Origin of the sequence: Hassallia byssoidea VB512170 (assembly GCF_000817785.2) — a bacterium.
GTDB lineage: Bacteria > Cyanobacteriota > Cyanobacteriia > Cyanobacteriales > Nostocaceae > Hassallia > Hassallia carrinoi.
In genome coordinates this window covers 13,875-34,417 of record NZ_JTCM02000004.1, presented here as the reverse complement: position 1 = coordinate 34,417, position 20,543 = coordinate 13,875, and the positions used below count along the sequence as shown (strand labels likewise).

The window sequence follows — 20,543 nt, the reverse complement described above, 5'->3', positions numbered from 1 at the left end:
TCTCAAGTAGGGGGGATGAGAAAATGGTACGTTTACTGGAGAAAAGACAACGAACAGGAAGTATTTTAACAATTTTTGCGATCGCTACTTTCAGTTTGCATCTATCGGCTATATTTTTATTAATATTTCAAGGCATAAATATTCGCCAACTCAGCTTGAGAAAACCTCCTAACTTTGTGCAACTGATAGATGGCAAACCAGCAAATCTTCCTGATGTGGAAAGACAACCAGAAGCAATTCGTCAATTCGTCAGTAAAACGATGACATCAATGTTTAACTGGTCGGGAAAACTTCCACCACAATCTATCGAAGAAGTCACACAACCTCAAGCAGATGCAGGAATATCAATTTCAACTTTACGCGGTGGTAGCCAAAAAGTTAGTACTACAAGTTGGATAGCCAGTTTTGCTTTATCTGAAGATTTTCGCAAAGGTTTCTTAAGCCAAATTGCGGAAATGACACCCCCAGAAGTTTTTTCTAATAACCCCCGTCAAGTTATTTCCGGACAGTTAGCTATTAAGCGAGTTTATCCACCGGAAAAAATTGGTTTGGGTAAATGGCGAGTAGGGATGGTAGCCGACTTGATTCAAAAAAGACAAGCTGACAATAGAACAATAGTAACTCGTTTTAATAAAGATTTACTTGTCCGGGCAATAGATTCTTTTGCTGAACCACAAGTTGATAATACCACTGTTCTGCAAAAAGCAATTTATAGCGTCCGCGCCGATCAACTAGAAATTTACGAAATTCGTAATTTATGTTTAATCGATGAATACAATAACCAAAATCAAGATATAAATGTATGCGGTAATAGACAAAGGACTGATAGTTTTATCAAATAAAAAATTTCTTCATGACTTACGCAGAATAATGAAAAACGAACCGCCAAGTACGCCAAGTACGCCAAGGAATAAGAGTTTGAGAGAGTTTTGGCGTAAGTTGTATTATTTGGGAGAATATTAATGCAGATACTTAAGTCGGAAAATAAGAAAAGCAGTATTCTACCATTATTTGCTGTCGCAACTTTTGGTTTGCATTTGCTGACTTTATTAGTACTGTTCTTCCACTGGTCTATGTTGCAGCAGTTACAGCGACGATTAACACCTCAAAGTTTAGTGCAACTTGCTGATGGACGCGCGATAACAGTAGACCCCAAACTAAATTTAGAGCGAGATCCTCAGACTATTCGGCGCTTTGTCGGTGAAACTATGACTTTAATGCTTACTTGGTCGCAGCAACAGCAGCCAAAAACTGTCTGGGAAGTTAGTTCTGAACTGATAGCTAATGAATTGCAGCCAAAATTAGAGTCAGAAATTAGTCCCACTGAAAACTTAAGTAGAGGAACTGAAAATGTATTGGTTATACAAAGCATTTCTCCACCCACAAAAATAGAAGATGGTAAGTGGAAAGTGGAAATGTTTGCTAATAAAATAATTTTTACCAATTCTGATAGGTTAGGAAAATCAGTTTCCTTTAATAAACAAATTTTAGTTAGAGCAATTGATGAACAAGCCGCTTCACTACCAAACTCACCGTTACCTTTGAACTTGGCAGCTTATCGGCTTGGCGAAGCTAGATTAAAAATTTATAATATCTGTGAAATACAAGATAAAAAATGTTCATAAAATTATCAGCTAAACTATACTAAGTAATTGCACGTTGAATTTATATTTAGTCAGCGCTGAAAACGCCTACCAAAATGGCATTGTTGAATTCCCAATTTAAAATTACTTATGACTGGATATTCAATTCCTTCAGAAAATCTGCCACCAAATCGAGTTAGTCCACCCGAATTAGATTCTTTAGATTGGGAATCACGGATGGCAAGATTGGTTGGCTTGCAAGAAGAATCGAACGAAGCTAATACCGACCAAGCAGTAGAAGAATCAACTTCAGGAGTGCAGCCTTCGTCTGAACCTCAAGAAGTTCGCACTCTTGAACCTCTTTCATCTAACCCGTTTGCTAAGTTAGGCTTGGTGGGTGCTGGTACTTTGGGTATAGTTTTGGTGGCTGGGGTGTTTTTGTCGCAGCTAACGAACACTGGCAAGCAACAGCCAAAAAAGAATGATTCTGTTTCTACGCGATCGCAACCAATCAGCGAATCCCGCCCTCAACAGCTACAATCAGAACTAGAGACTTTAAAAACTAAATTAGCCCTGACTGAACAAGCAGAAGCGGTGAAAGCAGCACAACAAAAGTTGAGACTTCAAAAACCAACGCCTTCTCCTCAGCTTGCATCTCGACCGACTCCACAAGCACAACGGTCAGCTTCTGTCAATACACCGAGGATACCACTGCAAAGGATACCAACACCCGTGCGAACAGTTTATGTGCCTCGCACAGTCACTGTTGAGCGTATCGTTAAAGTACCCTCTGCTCCACAAAAGGCGATCGCACTAAAGCCTATTCCACAAAAGCCTATTCTACAAAAGCCTGTTAACTCTCAAATTTTACCATCACGTTTGCCGATAGTTGCACCAAACACTCAGCCAATAGTTACAGCAACTCCCAAACCCACACCAGACCCGCTTCAGGAATGGGCAAAGTTAGCAAAATTAGGTAGCTACGGTATGGTTTCTGTTACTGGTACAAGTGCTGTTCAAGCAGCTACTCCTACACCTCCTGCTCCACCTCCTGTAAATAATACTCGGTTACAGGCAAGAAATAACGACGAGCCAGACGACGAACCAGAAGAAGAGTCAACCCCTCCTGCGGTCAGCCAAACAAAACAGCAGACTCCGAAATCCGTGGCTGTAGGAACTAAGGCGAAAGCAGTATTTGCGACCGCTGTATTTGGGGAAAGTACCAGACAAACTACTAATAGCAATAGAAACGAAAGCGGCAAAGACGTATTTGTAGCGACTTTGAAAGAGCCATTAAAATCTGTGGATGGTACTCCCGCTTTACCTGCAAAAACCCAGTTCTTAGCTCAAGTTCGTTCTATTTCCGACCAAGGCTTCGTACAGTTGGATGTAGTCAAAGTTATTCTCCCAAATAATAACAGCTTCATAGAAAAAAGCTTACCGCCATATGCACTAACGATTCGCGCTCCTCAAGGCAAACCTCTCATAGCAAGCCGATTTTCCAATCAAGGGGGGTCTGGGGTAGGGATAGCGGATGTAGGAGCATTCGCCTTGAATGGTATTGGTAAAGCAGCACAGGTATATAATAGTCCTGAGACCAGAATCGTGTGCCCCAATAATAGTGTTGCTGGTACTAATACTACTGGGACTACTGTTGTTAATAATAATTGTTTTAGCACCTCCGACTCCAGACGCAACATCTTAGCCGGCGTTTTGGAAGGTGGTGCGACTAATATAGCTAACCAAATTAACCAACGCAATCAACAAGCTTTCTCTAGAAGACAGGGGCAACAAACTAACGTTTGGGTTCTGCCGGCAGGCAAAGAAGTTGAAATATATGTAAATCAAACAACGCAGTTTTAATAGTTATAATTTGGAGAATGAAGCATTAAAAATTTCGGCGTTGGTTAATTAAGACATGAAATTTATAATCTATCGTAGAGACGTTCCACCGGAACGTCTCTACCAATCGGTTGCAGCAAAGGTATGAATTATATTGACATGATATCATTTAACAACGCCCGCATTTAATTTGCTTGAACTATTTATCTATCTATCTCAATCTTTGCAGCCATGAAAAACGACACATCACAAGGAAATACTCCAGATAAATCTTATTTATTACATCTGGCTACCTTGATTTTTTCAACTGCAATTTTATTAGTTGCAGGTCGTGTTTTAGCTAATAACGCCGTTCTGCGTTCGATGTTTTCCTGCCAAGCACAGGGTTTGGGGGGAGCAACACCTCAGATCGATGTCTGGTATCAACAAGGAACAAACTTAAGCTTTATTCAAGCCGGAGAAACAATTAAGAAAGTTTGGTTAAACGACCCTTCACAGGTAACTATAGATTTTGACGGTCCGATCTGTATGCAGTTTGGTCAAGACCGTAATGTTAGTCAAGGAGATTGTAAAAACTCAGCCGCGAATGTAATTCAACTCAGACGAATTCCCAAACTAAAAATTGCCGGATTGCCTAATACTAGTAATACGCTTTTAACAGTAGTTACTGAAAAACAAGGCAAAATAAAGTTGTATGCTTTTCGAGTACTATATGGCGAAGGGAACCCTGAATATAGCACTTTAGCAATTTTCGCAGACCCCCCTTCCACTAATGAAGCGCCTTGTGTCAGAACTGCAAAATAATTTAAAAATAATCACCGCAGGCTTATTTCATCAACATTAATCATTCGCCAAATTTACCGTTTAAACGTTTCTATATTGCAAAATATTAATTTTTACAATTCATTTAAGTAAGTTGGCGCTAATATTTCAAGGTATGTGAAGAAATTTAAATGTAGGGTGCGTTACGCTGAAAGCTAACGCACCGTCAACAATTTAGGGTGCGTTAGCCTACGGCATAACACACCCTACAACAAATTTATATTTCTTCATATACATTGAATTTTTCTTGCCGACTTACTTACGAATTGCATAAGTAGCTAGGTGCAAATAATTATAAGATAGGGTAGGGTGCGTTATAATGTACCGCTGACGCGGAACCCGAAGGGTAGTTTAACGCACCATTAATGGTCTTATTTCATCAACATTAATCATTCGTCAAATTTACCGTTTCAACGTTTCTATATTGCAAAATATTAATTTTTAGAATTCATTTAGGAACATTATATTAGAATGAATAACGACCTAGTTCTTTTTCTTATTAGTATTGGTGTACTTGTGCTGTATCTCGTCTTCTCGGCGCTGACTGAGATGGGTACTAAGCTACCTTGGAAAAAATAGCGCCCAAAGGTTTTGAGATTTAGCCTATCAAAAAACCCTTACCATCGAGGATTAGCCATAATTAACGCCTCTGCCGCAGAACTATCTAATGGACGCGAGAAAAAATATCCCTGTCCGTATTCACAGTTCAACTTTCTCAAAAGTGCTAATTGCTCTTGAGTCTCCACCCCTTCGGCAGTCACATCCATACCTAGTTTATCTGCCAGCGTGACAATTATCTCAATAATTTCTAAATTCCTATTATTAGCGTTTATCGGGCTGACGAAAGAACGGTCAATCTTTAACACATTAATCGGAAAGCTATAAAGACGACTTAATGAAGAATAGCCCGTACCAAAGTCATCAATTGATAACTTAATCCCCATCGCTCGAAGTTGTGACGCGGTATTTGCCTCATCACCATTTTCCATAATTGCGCTTTCAGTAATTTCTAACATCAGACTGCACGCATCAAGACCAGTCGAGTGCAAAATTTGTGCAATCTGCTCAATCAAATCCGCTTGGGAAAATTGCTTGACACAGAGATTGACACTGATTTTCTCTAGGGAACTGGTAGGATAGCGCATTCGCCAGACTTGCATCTGGCGGCAAGCATCAATTAGCACCCAGTAGCCAATCTCGACAATTAGTCCAGTTTCCTCCGCTAGGGGGATAAAATCTGCCGGAGAAAGCAGACCACGCTCTGGATGCTGCCAGCGCAGCAGAGCCTCAAAACCGGAAATTGTGCCACTATAAAGCGAAACAATCGGTTGATAATAAACCCGAAACTCCTGGCGTTCAATTGCTCGACGCAGATCGGTCTCTAACTGCAATCTGTCCAGAGCATTAGTATACATATCTGGGTGGAACAGCTCGTAACGCGATTTGCCCAGCACCTTAGCTCGGTACATCGCCGTGTCAGCATCCCTCAGCAAATCTTCTGGTTGGTCATAGGCTGCCGTGGAATTGAGAGCGATGCCAATACTCGCGGTAGTGAAAACTTCTTGCCCGTCAAGGTCAAAGGGTAATGCCAGTTGCTGTTGAATTCGCTCAACCACCTCAATTGCCTCTGACAAATTCTCGATTCCCTCAAGCAAAATTGTAAATTCGTCTCCCCCAAGCCGTGCAGCTGTATCTATCGAGCGTATGCAAGCTTTTAGCCTGCTTGCTATTTTAATCAGAAATTGGTCTCCTAGTAGATGTCCGAGACTGTCATTGATCACCTTAAACCGATCCAAGTCGAGAAACAGCACGGCAAATAAATAATCCTCATGTTCTTTGGCTTGCTCGATCGCATGTTTTAAGCGCTCCATAAACCAAGCTCGATTGGGTAGACCTGTGAGTGCATCGTGAAACGCATTGTGCAGCAGTTGTGACTCAGCTTGTTTGCGCTCAGTGATGTCATGGGTGATCCCAAGAATTTGATGAATTTCCCCATGCTCATTTAAAATCGGCACGTAGGTGACAACTACGGTAAAAGAGCAACCAGGCAAAGTGATATTGCATTCTCCGGTTTGCTTGGTGCGCGTCTGGACAGTTTTTTGCAAAAGTGGTAAATACGCATTCGTCACTTCTTTTGGGTGCATCTCGTCATCCGTATGTCCAATATATGCCTCTAGAGGAAAACCACCGCGATTAACTCCGAAAGCATTGACAAACTGGAACCGCCGCTTGGCATCATAAATTACAAATGTATCAGGGATGTTATCAATTGCCAATCGAAATCGTTCTTCACTGAGGCGTAGCGCTTCTTCTGCTAGCTTGCGATCGCCAATTTCAGCTTGTAGTTGGCTGTTAGCCTTTAATAGTTCAGTAGAATAAGCTTGTAAGTTTGTGTAAAGTTTTGCATTTTCAATTGAGATAAATATTTGGCTAGTTAATAACTTTAATACTTCCAAACGGTCAGGAGTAAAAGCTTCAGTAGTCTGGTTATTTTCCAAATAAAGCAGACCCGCCAATTTGCTTTGATTCAACAGCGGCATACACAACACTGATTTCGTTTGGTGTTTAACGATGTATAAGTCGCGGGTAAAATTACCTGAGTGCAAAGCATCATTCAAAATAAGACTCTCTTGGGTACGGATAACATAATTGACTATGGCAAGAGGTACTACTGGTATATTGTTGCGATCGCTGACCGTTTCTATAGGAATAGACTGCAAAACTTTGATATCATCAGATGTAACTGTTCCTGATGCTTGAATCAGCCATTGCTCTTGTTGGTTCAAAATAAGATAACCTTTTTCTGCCCCCGCATTTTCGAGGACAATTTTCATCATTTTTTCTAACAGCGTATTGAGTACAATTTCACTCGATAGAGTTTGAGAAGCTTTGAGAATGCTGTTTAAATCGAGTTCGGAGGATGTTTTTGACTCGGTGGATAAAATTGTTGTGGTAGTCTGGGTGGAACTTGACGGGGTTTTGGCAAAAAAATCAGGATACCGTTGTTCCAAATCATTGACCTTTGCTGTGCTTCCCCAGCGAACATAGCTATAGTGAGCCTTTGTCATGTATAGTTGGGCAAACTCTTCCATTCCACGCGCTAGATAAAAATTTGCCGCTAACTCATAAGCTAATGCTTCGTGTTGAATGTATCCGTTATCCCTTGCTTTTTTTATAGCTTGTTCATACAAATCCATTGCTTCAACAACTTGTCCGAGAACTCGCGCTTTTTCTGCCTCGACTAAATCGTAAGTGTGCTGAAAATTCATCGGTGCATGAACTGCCCAGGTTTTCATTTCCTTTTGGTTAGCTGCCACTTGTTCTATATATTGTGTTCTTTCTCGATCTTCAAGGTGAAAATAATTGGCTAAAAGAGAAAGAGAGTAATAGAAATTATGTTCAGCATAAGGCAACATACCTTCTAAAGCTTGTTTATTGCCTGCTGCATCCTCACCATTCTTAACTGCTGTAGTATAATCGTTGAATAAATAACTGAGCCACGTTTTGGCGAAATCGATGACAAACAAAGATTGAAAGTTATTATTTATTTGTAAAATGGCTTTGATTTCAGTTTCATCGAACAGCTTTCCCACCAATATGTTGGATTCTCTAGAATCACCCAGAAAATTTAATATTAATTGACTCCATATTTTAGCATAATTCAGAGAAAATTCTTGTTTAATAGATTGAACTAAGCTGATATAATGTTTATACGTTTTCTTGACAGATTTTAAAGGCTCTCCCACTAAAAGTAAATTAGAGCAATAGTTAATAGCTGCATAAGAAGCATATTCTATATCTCCAGTTTCGATTAATACTTGAAGCGTTGACTGCAAAGATTCTAAAGTGTTGCGTTTATGTTCTTTCCAGGGTCTGATAAAACAGTTAAACAGTAAGTTAACCTTCCCTTCTATTTCTGAACTATCAAATTGCTTTAATATTTTCAACGAAAGCTTGCCAAGCTGATAGCCAAAATCGAGGTCAGATTGCGTCCGACAAAGAAGGAAACCATATAAAAGATAGGCAAAAGCGGCAAAAGATGAATTTCCATAGTTGACGGATAGCTCCATCATTGTAAATATAATTAATGGAGCTATTGAAGAATTTGTTGTATGAACCGCAGACCATATAGCCTTTAAAATTCGCATCGCTACCAGCTTATCTGGGTCAGTCATTGGTGGAAGATTGTATAAATCATCAATGACCAATTGACTTGGCGGTGATTTTGACAAAGATATGCCTAACAGCTTCAAAAATTGCAGCCCAATATCTATTGAGGCTTGCATCTGGTTTTGAGCGATATAAAGCTGAATTTTAGTTTCATAAACATTAGCTTTTTCTCGCACAGTCTTAACTTGTTGTAGAACAACATTAGACAGCAATTCGCTTCGTTGGTAGTTAGTGTTTAAATATTCTGCATATGCTGCTGACTCGTACAAACTTAGCGTCAAGTCATACTGAGTCTGCCAACTATCTTCTGCTAATAAATTTAGCCCAACATTCAAATAATTGACTGCTGCTTCATAAGCCATTGCTGACTTTGCTTTTTCACCCGCTATCAAATTCAGTCTGGCGATTTCATCGCGATCAAGTTGATCGGTTACAAAATCACTGCCTATCTTAAGATGATCGACGATTTCAAATATCTCTTCTGATAACGCTTCTGGTGCAGTATTCTGCAACAGCAAACGACCTATTTGTAAGTGAATCGCTGTTTTTTGCGCTTCATCAATTAAGGCATAAGCCGCTTGTTGTACCCGGTCATGCAGGAATTTAAAGCTAACTTCATTTGCGACAAAATCATCTTCTATATTTATCAACTTATACTTGTTATTCAAAGAAATAACTAAACCTGATTGCATCGCTGGGGACAAATCAGCAAAAACCTCAATAAGTTGATGTTGATAGATAATGCCTAAAGTGGATAAATCAAATTTATTGCCAATGCAAGCGGCTAACTGCAATACAATTTGGGTGTCAGCTGGTAACTTGCCAATATTGCTCGCCATCAATTCCACCACATTGTCTGTGATATCCTTAGCTTGAATTTGTGCTACATTCCATTGCCACCCCCCTACCCCCCTCTGTCCCCCCGAAGTTCGGGGGGATGAAAGCAGGGTGGGGGATTGAAGGGGGTGGTCAAAAGTTAATAATTCTTCGGTGTAGAGCGACTTCAAAAACTCACTGGTAAAAAAGGCGTTACCTTGGGTTTTATCATACACTAAATCGGTTAACGGCTGCGTTGAAGTGGGTGGAGACTTTAAAGCCTCAGAGATGAGAGTGTTGACATCTTGCACAAGCAGATTATCTAAGTGAATCGATGACAAAAGTCCTTGTTTTTCGATTTCTTCTAACGTCATCATCAGCGGATGACTAGCATTTACTTCGTTGTCGCGATACGCACCGATGATGAGTAAATATTGAATAGTGGCATCGCTCATGATTGTTTTGAGCAGGTTCAGTGATGCTTTATCTGCCCATTGCAAATCATCGATAAATAAGACTAGGGGATGTGACTTTTGGCAAAGAACTTTGATAAAGTTTTGAAAGACTAAATTGAAACGATTTTGCGCTTGGGATGCTTCCACTTGGACAACAGGTGGCTGAGTACCAATGACTCGTTCTAAATTAGGGATAACATCTATCAAAACTTGTCCATTATTACCAACTGCTGCTAATATTTTCTCTCGCCATTGATTTAATACTGCTTCAGTTTCAGTCAGCAGTTGTTTGCATAATTCATCGAAAGCTTGAGAGAGTGCGTAGTAAGGAATATTGCGTTGGTACTGGTCAAATTTGCCCCAAATGAAATTGCCACGTCTTGCAGTAATCGGTTTATGGAGTTCTCGAACTAAGGCAGATTTGCCGACGCCAGAATATCCAGCAACCAGAATCATTTCGATTTTGGATTTTGGAATTTGGATTTTGGATTGAGAGGCAGCTTCGATTTTGGATTTTGAAATTTGGATTTTGGATTGAGAGGCAGCTTCGATTTTGGATTTTGGAATTTGGATTTTGGATTGAGAGGCAGCTTCGATTTTGGATTTTGGAATTTGGATTTTGGATTGAGAGATTGTCTTCCTCTCTTTTTCTTCCCCTGCTACTCTCGTGAAAGCTGCGAGGAGGATTTCAATTTCTCGCTTTCTGCCATATAATTTTTGGGGAATTTGAAAGCGATCGCAAATATCTTGTCTTCCAAGAGCAAAGACATCAATTTGCCCATTTGTTTGTAGCTGGTGCAGACATATCTCTAAATCCGCTTTTAGACCATAAGCTGATTGGTAACGGTCTTCAGCGTTTTTTGCCATTAACTTCATGACAATATCTGAGACGATTGACGGTAGGGAACATGTCCCTACAACCGAATGCGGTGGTACGGGTTGTTTGGCGATATGGCTATGCACCAATTCCAACGTATCACTACTGTTAAATGGCAAAGTACCCGTCAGCAATTTATAGAAGGTAGCACCCAGAGAGTAAAAATCGCTGCGATAGTCTATTGCCCGATTCATCCGTCCTGTCTGTTCGGGTGAAATATAAGCGAGTGTGCCTTCTAAAATATTAGGATTACTCAATGTGGGATTTTCTCGTGAAAGTACGGTTGAAATCCCAAAGTCAATAATTTTGACTTGTCCGGTGGTTCGGTTGAGAACAATATTGCTGGGGTTGATGTCTTTGTGGATAATGTTGGCAGCATGAATTTGACTTAAGATGTCAGTGATGGCGATCGCTAACTTCAAAAACTCACATAACTCAAGTTGACCCGCTATTCCCAACAGATCCAACGAGTCCCCGCCGAAATCTTCTAAAACCATCACCAAGCGATCGGTGTCCCGAAAAAGCGCGTAAGCATCCACCACTCCTGGGATTGTCAGGTTGCGAGTGATTTCATATTCTCGCTTAAACCAAGCAGTGCGCTCTGGAGTAGGATAAAAGTCTTTGAGCATTTTCAGCACAACGGGTTGCTGAGTATCCACCCGCCGACCACGATAAATTAGAGAATTGGCGCTTTCATACAGTTGCGCTAGCAGGTGGTAAGCGGAAATCGTCAACATTTGTAGTCAATTTGATACAAGATGCGATGAAAGCTAAATAGCCTCTGTGTACCAAGCGCGAGTGCGAGGCTCGAATTAACTTGAGGCGATTACCTTGGTTATCAGCGATCTAGATATCGTATATTGCGATCGATTGATTAGTCATGATTTCGATTACTACTAAACTATGACTTACGCACTGTACAAATTGAACATCATGTAATATTAACGCGATTTGCTCGTTTTCAACAAAATTTTTAAGTCGGGTTTGTTGATTTCCTGAAAATTTGGCTTGCTCATAACTAGTAGTCTGGCATATCACCTTGCAGGGTAAACGAAGGAAAGAGAATCTTTCTCTCTTCCTCTTCCTCTGTGTTCTCTGCGCCTCTGCGGTTCGTTACTTTACCCATCAAAATTGACTTGCCAGACCATTAGTGCCAGGATTTACGCACAATTAGGAAAAAACGAACCGCAGAGGACGCAGAGGACACGGAGAAATAAGAGGAGCGAGAGAGTTTTTGCGCTCATTCCTATCTGCGTTGCTCAACTGCGGAGTGCATCCCCCGACTGAACATCAAACCAGTGGATATTCTGCGGCGGCAGAGCTAGGGTAATTTCGGCATCACTCCAATTTTGGTCTGTGGGTAACAAAGCACGTACTGTTGGCGATTCTGTCTGAGAACTGGCAATACGCACGCTTACCAAATTGTGCATACCTAAGTTTTCCACTAGATAAACTCGACCTTGAATGGTCTGTGTATCTTCGCTTCGGGCAATACGGACGTTTTCTGGACGGATGCCGAGGACAATTTGCGGTGGAACTGTTGGGATATTTGGTAAATTAATGCGGAAATTGCCTAATATTGCGTAACGTTCTTGACAAGGCAATGTCAGCAAATTCATTTGCGGACTGCCAACAAATCCAGCCACAAATAAGTTAGCGGGATGGTTATAGATGCGTTCTGGGGGGTCGAGTTGCTGTACGTAACCGTTGTTTAAAACTGCCACCTTTGTAGAAAGCGTCATCGCTTCTGTTTGGTCGTGAGTAACATAAACTACCGGGGCTTTTTGAGTAGAAAATATTTGTTTGATATCTGCGCGGACTCTTTCGCGGAGTAGCGCATCCAAATTACTCAGCGGTTCATCTAATAAATACGCTTGAGCGCGACGGACTAATGCTCGTCCGACTGCAACCCTTTGTCGTTGTCCTCCTGATAATTGACCGGGTTTGCGCTGCAATAATTCTTCTAATCCTAAAAGTTGAGATACTTCTGTGACTCGCTGTTGAATTTCGGATCGGGGTGTTTTTTTCAGCTTTAGTCCAGAGGCAAGGTTTTCAAAGACGGTCATGTGAGGATAAAGCGCATAGCTTTGAAAGACCATTGCCATATTGCGATCGCCTGGTCGTTTCGATGTAATATCTTCACTACCAAGCAAAATTCGACCCTCGGTAGGTTCTTCCAACCCCGCTATCATCCGCAGCGTCGTAGACTTACCACAACCAGAAGGACCGAGTAAAGTCAGAAATTCATTGTCATCGACAGTTAAGCTAATGTCTTTAACTGGAATAACTTTGGGGTTATAGGTCTTATTTAAATTTTTTAGTTCAAGTTTAGCCATGATTTTAAATGGGGAATAGGGAATAGGGAATAGGGAATGGGGAATAGATAAGTTTTTTAATCATGGTTAATTTTTAATTTTCACCACTCCCCACTCACTACTCACCACTCCCTCATTATCCCTTAACAGCACCAGCAGTTAGACCTTGGATAATCTTGCGCTGGAAGAACAAAACAAGTAAAACTAAAGGCAATGTCCCGACAATTGTTGCTGCGGCAATTGGACCATAGGGAATTTCAAATTGGGTTGCACCACCTAATTGCGCTGCGGCTACGGGAATTGTTTTCATCTCTTCACGAGTAATAAATGTCAGAGCGAAGATAAACTCATTCCAGGCAAATATAAAGGTGAGAATTCCTGTTGTCACTAAAGCGGGAATTGTCATTGGTAATAAAATTTGCAAAAGCATTTGTAAAGTGTTATAGCCATCTACCTTGGCGGAATCTTCTAAGTCTTTTGGTAATTGTTCAAAGAAGCTACGTAATACTAAAATTGTTAAAGGTAAATTAATTGCAGTGTAGGGAATAATTAAAGCTAAATAATTGTTACCCAAGTGCAACTTTTGGATAATTTCTAACAGTCCTAAAAATAATAAAATTCCCGGAAATAAGGTGATAATCAAAATACCTGCAAGGATGAATTTTCCACCCCAAGGACGCAATCTTGCTAATGCGTAAGCAGCAGGTGCGCCAAAAGCTAAAGAGAAAGCTGTAGAAATAATCGATACGAAAGCGCTATTTAAAATGTAGCGCCAAAACGGACGGCGAGTAAATAATTCTGTATAGTGATTGAAGGTGATGCGAGTCGGAAAGTAAACGCTGGGAACTTGGGAAATATCTTGATTTACCTTAAATGAAGTCAAAAGTTGCCACATTACAGGTGCTAAACAGAAGATTACCACACAAGCGATCGCTATCCCCAACAAGATATTTTTTACACGATTCTTTACTTTAGTTGTAGGTTTGGGATTTGTAGAACTTACTTCAGGAATTACAGCCATACCGATTTTAGATTTTAGATTTTAGATTTTGGATTATTTAGAGTATATAAAAATATCTCTTTCCCACTCCCCACTCCCCACTCCCCACTCCCCATTCCCTTAACTGCGAGATTTGTTGAGTAAGAAAAGTGCGATCGCCACTATAAAAATTAACAAACTGAAAGTAGATACTACCAACGCCGCGCCATAACCAAAATCTAAGTAGCGCATAATGGTAGAATAAATATACAACGATACGACCTCGGTTGCACCGCCAGGACCACCTCCAGTCATCACCGCAATCAAATCGAACACACCAAAAGCTTGAGCAAAGCGAAATAACGTAGCTATAAGAATTTGCGGTATCAACAACGGTAGCGTAATTTGCCGAAAACTTTGCCAAGGTGTCGCACCATCTATAGCATGAGCTTCATACAAATCTGATGAAATTGACTGCAAACTAGCTAATAGTAGAATACTAATAAAAGGCGTAGTTTTCCAAATATCAGCAACTATTACCGCTATCATTGCCAGTGTTGGTTCTCCCAACCAGTTTATATCAACTTGAATTAAATTCAGTCGCCGCAAAATATCATTGACGACACCAAATTGATCGTTAAAAATCCACGTCCAAGCTAGACCAATCAGCGCTGTTGGCAAAGCCCAAGGTAAAATAGCGATCGTTCGCACTACACCGCGTCCAAAAAAACGCTGGTTGAGAATCAAAGCAATACCCATTCCTAGAATTAATTCTAGAAACACGGTTACTGTAGTAAATATTGAAGTTGTCCAGAAACTTTGCCAAAAACGACCATCTCCCACCATTCGTGCGTAATTGTCAAAGCCCGAAAAAACAGGTTGTAGTTTCGTTCCCAAATTTTGAGTAAACAAACTTAACCAAAAAGCACGAGCGATCGGGTAGCCAAAAACAAACAATAGCATTAACAAAGCGGGCAGTAATAAAATTAATGCTGTGCGTTGTTCTCTACCTCGAATTGTTTGCATATTTGTTAGTTGTTGGTTGTTGGTTGTTGGTTGATAGTTGTTGGTTGTTGGTTGTTGGTTGTTAGTTGTTGGTTGTTGGTTGTTGGTTGATAGTTGATAGTTCTTGGTTGTTGGTTGACGGTTAACAGTCAACAGTTATCCACTATCCACTAACCACCATCCACCATCCACTATCTATTTCAACAATCTCCGCGTTTCATTTGCGGCGGCTTTCATGGCGCTTTCTGGGGTCATGCTGTTTGTTAAAGCGGCACTTAAATAACGTTGCAAAATATCTGAGGCTTGGGCATATTGGGCTATGGGTGGACGTAAAACTGCTTTCTCAACTATTTCTAATAATTTGGGGTAATGGGGATATTTAGCGAGAATTTCTGGGTCTGTAAATAATGCGCGTCGGCTGGGGACAAAACCGGCATTTAAAATAAATCTCCGCTGTGCTTCTTCGCTTGTAAAATATTTAATTGCTTTCCAGGCTTCTTCGGGATGTTTCGATGATTTGGCAATTCCCAAACCCCAACCGCCTAAACAAGCTGCGCCACTTTTCGGGTCAATACCAACCATTGATTTAATACCGATTTTGCCTTTGATAGGCGAATCTTTGGCATTTGCAAGGGGCCAAACATAGGGCCAGCTACGTAAAAATGCTGCTTGACCGCTTTGGAAAATTCGCCTTGTATCTTCTTCGATGTATGTTGTGACTCCAGGTGGAGAAATGCCTGATTGAGTTGTTTGTTTGAGAAAGGCGATCGCTTTTAATGTTTCTGGTCGATCCAGTCCAACTTCTAACGTTTTCGGATTTACCCAAAATCCCCCAAAGCCTTCTAAAACTTCAACAAACATCGCCGCAGCACCTTCATATTGGCGACCTTGCCAAAGATAACCCCAATTAGTTTTGCCCTGTTTTTTCAACGCTTGAGAAATTTTCAGCAAATCTGCAATGGTTTCTGGCGGTTGAAATCCTTGTTGCTTAAGTAAGTCTTCCCGATAGTAAAGTACCCCAACATCGCTTCGCATGGGAATTCTATATAACTTGCCCTCGATAATTCCTGCTTCTACATCTTTGGGCGAAAATGCGGCTAACTCTTCTGGGGTGATGCGATCGCTTAAATCTCGCAACCATCCACCCGCTGCAAATTTCGGTGTCCAAATGACATCCATATTCACTATGTCATAAGGAGAATCACCTAAAATAAAAGCCGAAGTATAAAGGTCTTCAAGCAAATTTGTGGCATTAGGTCCTTCGATCACGTTAATCCGAATTCCCGGATTTTTCGCTTCAAAGTCTTTAACTATACCCGTTTTCCAAGGTTGGGCATCGGGTGCCGTCATCAACAAATTCAAAACTACTGCCTGCTGCGATAAAACTTGCTGAATCGATAAAATGATGCCCAACAATACAGCAAAAAATATCCCAATTGGCGATTTTAGCTTTTGTACTATTTTGTGCTGACATTTATGTATTGTCATTTGCAAAATGTTGCTTAAATAATGCAAATCAATAATTTTATTGGAAAAAATTATTTTAAACTTTCTTTTTCAAATATATCTTTGTATATCATACCTGACGGATAAATATAGTAAATCCTTTGTAACAAACTATTAATTTTTATCATGAATAATTTTGAGAAAAATTGATACCTTTCTTAACAAACAAAAAATATAGCCTCTACACACCTGATGTAGAGGCAGATAATCGTAATGAACTGAGCAATAAACATCTCCAATAACGATTTACTAAAGCTATAGTTCAGTATAAAACTAGATATTTTTCACTTTATTTTTCCATTAAACATCTAAAAGCCTGATTTGACAATCGAGAATGATTAATTTTGCACTTCAACCGCATATTGACAAAAAATACATTTAGACAAGACAGATGCGATCGCTCTCAACTATATATAATACATAAATTGTATCTGTCGCCGACTATCTCGCAGTTCGCAAAGGTCTTGGAGTGTATACTTTTGCCAAACTGAGTTAGCAGCTTGACGCGCTTCGTACCAGACATCTTGAATTATTTTACTTTCTGTTGTTTTGGATGTTGTATCATCAGTCAAAATAGTTTCTACGCCTTCAATGCAGTTTAATACATCTAAAAGCGTAATCTGTTGGGGGTCTCGTGCCAAGATATAACCGCCCTTCGATCCGCGTATGCTTTTAATTAAACCTCCACGTCTCAATGTGGCTAGCAGTTGTTCTAAATAACGATTGGGTATATTTTGTAGCAAAGCTATTTGTTGAATTTGCAGAGATTCGTTACGGGGGTAACAATTTGCCAACTCTAACAAAGCTAGAAGTGCGTATTCAGATTTGCTTGATAATTCCATAGGTGTAATGCTTTAAATTCACACCATCAGGATGAAAATGAGAGAGATTAAACTTGTAGTTGGCACTATTTGTGCTACAATGCCAACTTTAAATTTATCACATCAATCCTGACAGTTTATTAGTACATGCAGGTTGATTTAACTTTATAAATTCTTTTTGATAAAAGCAAATATATTTTTTTGTTAATTTGATAAATCAAAGTGATTAATTCCGAGAAAGCAGGTGTTTTCATTTCTACCCGACATTCTGTAAGGGTGCATTCCGGTAAATTAACCGAAATTTTGACAATTTTTAACTAAACCTTTACTGTTATTGACTTACTTTGTTCTTGTCATTTTAGATAAACTACCTAAATCCTGTCGTTTTTTAGATGTATGCAATAATCAACGTTCTTTGTACCAAAGCCAGACTCAAAGAAGAAGGAAAATTGCTAAACTAAGCATCTTTTTATTTAAGGAAAGAATAACGATACAGAATCTTAGGAGTACAAATGCTTGAGGCGATCGCTGTTGCTTGGCTACTATTATTTTTTGGCGATTTTTTTTCTACCTTCTTATACCATATACCAGAGCATGTTTTTGGTAGGCTTCACTTGCAAACGCATCACTCTTGGAAGAAAAACTTTCGCCACTATGCAATTTTAACTTTCAATTTCCAGGTTCTTTTAGATGGTATTTTAGGTGCTTTACCATATTTACTGTTAGCAGTATTTCTGTGGACTTTCTCTCCCGTTGGCGTTATTTGTGGGTTGCTTTTTGGTCAGTTTCATGTATGGTGGAGACACATAAGTGTCTTGGGTTGGGAAACTCCTAAGTTTTTGAATTTGCTGTGTCAGGTTTTATATATCACTACACCTGAGAGACATTGGCTGCATCATCAAAAAACTAACGTCGGTTACGGTGATATTTTTACATTCTTTGAGCAACCGGCAAAAATTTGGATGCGATCGCTACGTCTCCTCAGACTAAATCTGCGTTCCTCACTTACCCTGATACAGTAACGAAAATACTAAATTTTTGTCCCTAATGCATAAATAAAATAATTGTTCGTTACCTTGATATCAGCCTGAAATCCAACTTTTAGCAACTTGTTATAAAGTTCATCAGGCTGATAAAAAATCTTGACTATCTGAAATTCTTCACCATTATTTAACTTCCGGGTTTGATAAATGTTTTTGTCAGATTCAAAAATATGATTCTTGGCTGTGGATGTAGGCTCAAAGCGTGAGTCTACCAAAAAAAATTGTCCGCCAACGCGAACAGAATTATAAACTTTCCTCAAAAACAAATCAAGTAATGCTGGTGGTACATGAGAAAGCCAAAAAGCAAAAAATACCAAATCATATTCAATATCCGGTTTCCATTTGAATAAATCAAGTTGGTGATATTTCACGTTTGGTGAAAGTAACTTTTTGCGATTAATTTCAATTACTTCCTCGCAAGCATCTATCGCAGTAATTTTCTTGCCAATCTTTACAAGTTCTTGCGTCCAGATACCTGTTCCACAAGCTAATTCTAAGATGTTATCTGCGGCTTTAAGTTGATATAATGCGGCTTTGACAACAGCAACCTCGCGTCTCCAGCGCTGGTTGAATTCTTCGCCGCGATCGTAGCGACCAAGCCGATAAAACCACTCATCATATTCGTTTGCTCTGGCACGATAATACGCGATTTGTTGTTGAATAATATTATCTGTCATCGCCCTTGATTTTTCGTTTACCCTGGTTAAGCTGTTGCGCTTACAATTTGCAATGCTTAAAATTTAAAACAAAAGCCTCAAACTTTCTCAAGAACTCTCCCTTGTCCCCCCCCTCTCCCTTGTCCCCCCCCTCTCCCTTGTCCCCCCCCTCTCCCTCATTACATGGGGTCTAAAAACTCTAGCTGGCAATCCATCTCTACACCGTTGGGAAGTTTTACCCGCACGCTGCCAACTCTAGACGGGTACAAATCGACAATAAACATTTCTCCTAATACTTTATGGCGTACTGGTTTATTGGCTATGTAATATTTGGTGGCTGTTTCAATCGTCATACAATTTACCTGTAGATTACCTTTATACAGCGATCATCGAGTGTAACCTAAAAACGAAGCTACCCAGCCGATGAAAGCACCACCGAAAACTAACCATGCAGCATTGATGCGGAAGCGAATCAGCAAAACGGCTGAGATAATAGCGATCGCCACAGCTAAAAAGTCCACATACGCAGCTTTTGGTATTAAAGTCGTTGCTGCTAATTCTAAAGTAACAACAAACATCAACGCTACAGCACTGACATTCACCGCATCAAGAAATGCACTTGTCCATTTGGAAGCGCGTAACCGAGGAACCAGCGGATTAAGAATAGCCGTGAAGAAAAACGACGGTAAGAAAATTCCCACCGTTGCCACAATTGCACCTTGAACACCTGCAATGATGTAACCGATAAAGGTAGCGGTAGAAAGAACCGGTCCTGGGGTAAATTGACCGATCGCGATCGCATCGAGTAACTGTTGTTGCGTTAACCAGCCGTATTCCTGAACTAATCCACCTTCCAAAAACGCTACCAATACAAAACCACCACCAAACAACACACTACCGACTTTCAGGAAAAATAAACCCAATTTCCACAAAGAGACATTTGTTACTGTATGTGCAGTAGTTGCGGCACTCACTGCTGTTGTTTTAAAAGCCGCACCTGTAGTTAAATTAGCGATGAGAAAGTTTGCTGTGTTTGGTGGGGTATTATTGCGATCGCCACTACGCAACCAAATCATACCTAAAATACCGCCAATTAAGAGGGCAATCACTTCATTGAGTTTCAGCAGCAATAATAAGACAACTACACCCAAGGCGATCGCCGACATTTGACGACTTTTTACGGCTTTTTTTCCTAAACGCCAAAGCGCATCCAAAATCACTGCTAAAACAGCAGGCTTAATTCCATATAGTAAAGGAGCGACTTGGGGCAAATTGCCATAGTTAACATAAATCCAGGCAAATACACCTGTAATTAACACCGCAGGTAAAATAAAGCAAACACCCGCAACAATCAGCCCCAGCCATCCCGCGTAGACATATCCTACATGAATCGCCATTTCTGTAGAATTTGGACCCGGAATCAAATTAGTTGCTCCAAGTAAGTCAAGAAAATGCTCTCGTGTCATCCACTGACGCCGCTTGACTACTTCATCTTCAATCATAGCGATATGAGCAACCGGACCCCCGAAACCGATGATACCCAACTTGAAAAACAGTGTGGCAACTTCGCTCAAACGACCGAGTGTTGAATTCATGACCTCTAATTCGTAGTGAGCCAGCGCGGTCTTGGGGGTCTCCCCCATGAGCGACTGG

14 protein-coding genes are annotated in these 20,543 nt (G+C 40.3%); 5 read left to right on the top strand and 9 right to left on the bottom strand.

The annotated features are described in order from the left end of the window. Positions 1–23 precede the first annotated feature (23 nt). From PI95_RS03070 to PI95_RS03055, 4 genes are all read left to right on the top strand, one after another. On the top strand, positions 24–842 hold the full coding sequence (locus tag PI95_RS03070; protein ID WP_039752610.1) for a hypothetical protein: 819 nt from the start codon (positions 24–26) through the stop codon (positions 840–842). Between the two features lie 120 nt (positions 843–962). After that, on the top strand, positions 963–1,625 hold the full coding sequence (locus tag PI95_RS03065) for a hypothetical protein (RefSeq protein WP_039752609.1): 663 nt from the start codon (positions 963–965) through the stop codon (positions 1,623–1,625). A gap of 108 nt (positions 1,626–1,733) precedes the next feature. Beyond that, positions 1,734–3,446, top strand: coding sequence for a TrbI/VirB10 family protein (locus PI95_RS03060; protein ID WP_039752608.1), 1,713 nt, complete (start codon positions 1,734–1,736; stop codon positions 3,444–3,446). Between the two features lie 210 nt (positions 3,447–3,656). Next, entirely contained in the window at positions 3,657–4,229 is a 573-nt protein-coding gene (locus PI95_RS03055; protein ID WP_039752607.1) for a hypothetical protein, read from the top strand. A gap of 635 nt (positions 4,230–4,864) precedes the next feature. Here the strand turns inward: PI95_RS03055 and PI95_RS03050 are convergent. The 6 genes from PI95_RS03050 to PI95_RS03025 all read right to left on the bottom strand — a co-directional run bounded on the left by PI95_RS03050 (position 4,865) and on the right by PI95_RS03025 (position 17,212). Continuing rightward, positions 4,865–11,302 (bottom strand): EAL domain-containing protein, encoded by a 6,438-nt coding sequence (locus tag PI95_RS03050; RefSeq protein ID WP_039752606.1) that lies wholly within the window; start codon positions 11,300–11,302, stop codon positions 4,865–4,867. A 522-nt stretch (positions 11,303–11,824) separates the two neighbouring features. Further along, positions 11,825–12,901 carry an ABC transporter ATP-binding protein gene (locus PI95_RS03045; protein ID WP_039752604.1) on the bottom strand — a complete coding sequence of 359 codons (1,077 nt, stop codon included), beginning with the start codon at positions 12,899–12,901 and terminating at the stop codon, positions 11,825–11,827. A gap of 115 nt (positions 12,902–13,016) precedes the next feature. Continuing rightward, positions 13,017–13,901 (bottom strand): carbohydrate ABC transporter permease, encoded by an 885-nt coding sequence (locus PI95_RS03040; protein ID WP_039752603.1) that lies wholly within the window; start codon positions 13,899–13,901, stop codon positions 13,017–13,019. A 99-nt stretch (positions 13,902–14,000) separates the two neighbouring features. Then, positions 14,001–14,885, bottom strand: coding sequence for a carbohydrate ABC transporter permease (locus tag PI95_RS03035; RefSeq protein WP_039753924.1), 885 nt, complete (start codon positions 14,883–14,885; stop codon positions 14,001–14,003). A gap of 174 nt (positions 14,886–15,059) precedes the next feature. Next, positions 15,060–16,352, bottom strand: a complete 1,293-nt coding sequence (locus PI95_RS03030) for an ABC transporter substrate-binding protein (protein WP_039752602.1) — start codon at positions 16,350–16,352, stop codon at positions 15,060–15,062. Positions 16,353–16,777: 425 nt separating this feature from the next. Further along, positions 16,778–17,212, bottom strand: coding sequence for an RrF2 family transcriptional regulator (locus PI95_RS03025; protein WP_039752600.1), 435 nt, complete (start codon positions 17,210–17,212; stop codon positions 16,778–16,780). A 491-nt stretch (positions 17,213–17,703) separates the two neighbouring features. On the opposite strand from PI95_RS03025, the gene PI95_RS03020 reads away from it, so the two are divergent. Continuing rightward, complete coding sequence (locus PI95_RS03020; RefSeq protein WP_039752599.1) at positions 17,704–18,213, top strand: sterol desaturase family protein; 510 nt, start codon at positions 17,704–17,706, stop codon at positions 18,211–18,213. An 8-nt stretch (positions 18,214–18,221) separates the two neighbouring features. Here the strand turns inward: PI95_RS03020 and PI95_RS03015 are convergent, their stop codons facing one another. The 3 genes from PI95_RS03015 to chrA all read right to left on the bottom strand — a co-directional run bounded on the left by PI95_RS03015 (position 18,222) and on the right by chrA (position 20,485). Next, positions 18,222–18,911, bottom strand: coding sequence for a class I SAM-dependent methyltransferase (locus tag PI95_RS03015; protein ID WP_039752598.1), 690 nt, complete (start codon positions 18,909–18,911; stop codon positions 18,222–18,224). 158 nt (positions 18,912–19,069) lie between these two features. Continuing rightward, a complete protein-coding gene (locus PI95_RS03010) occupies positions 19,070–19,243 on the bottom strand; it encodes a hypothetical protein (RefSeq protein ID WP_163518560.1) in 174 nt (57 codons plus the stop codon). A gap of 33 nt (positions 19,244–19,276) precedes the next feature. Beyond that, positions 19,277–20,485 carry a chromate efflux transporter gene (gene chrA / locus PI95_RS03005; protein WP_039753923.1) on the bottom strand — a complete coding sequence of 403 codons (1,209 nt, stop codon included), beginning with the start codon at positions 20,483–20,485 and terminating at the stop codon, positions 19,277–19,279. Positions 20,486–20,543: the final 58 nt, after the last annotated feature.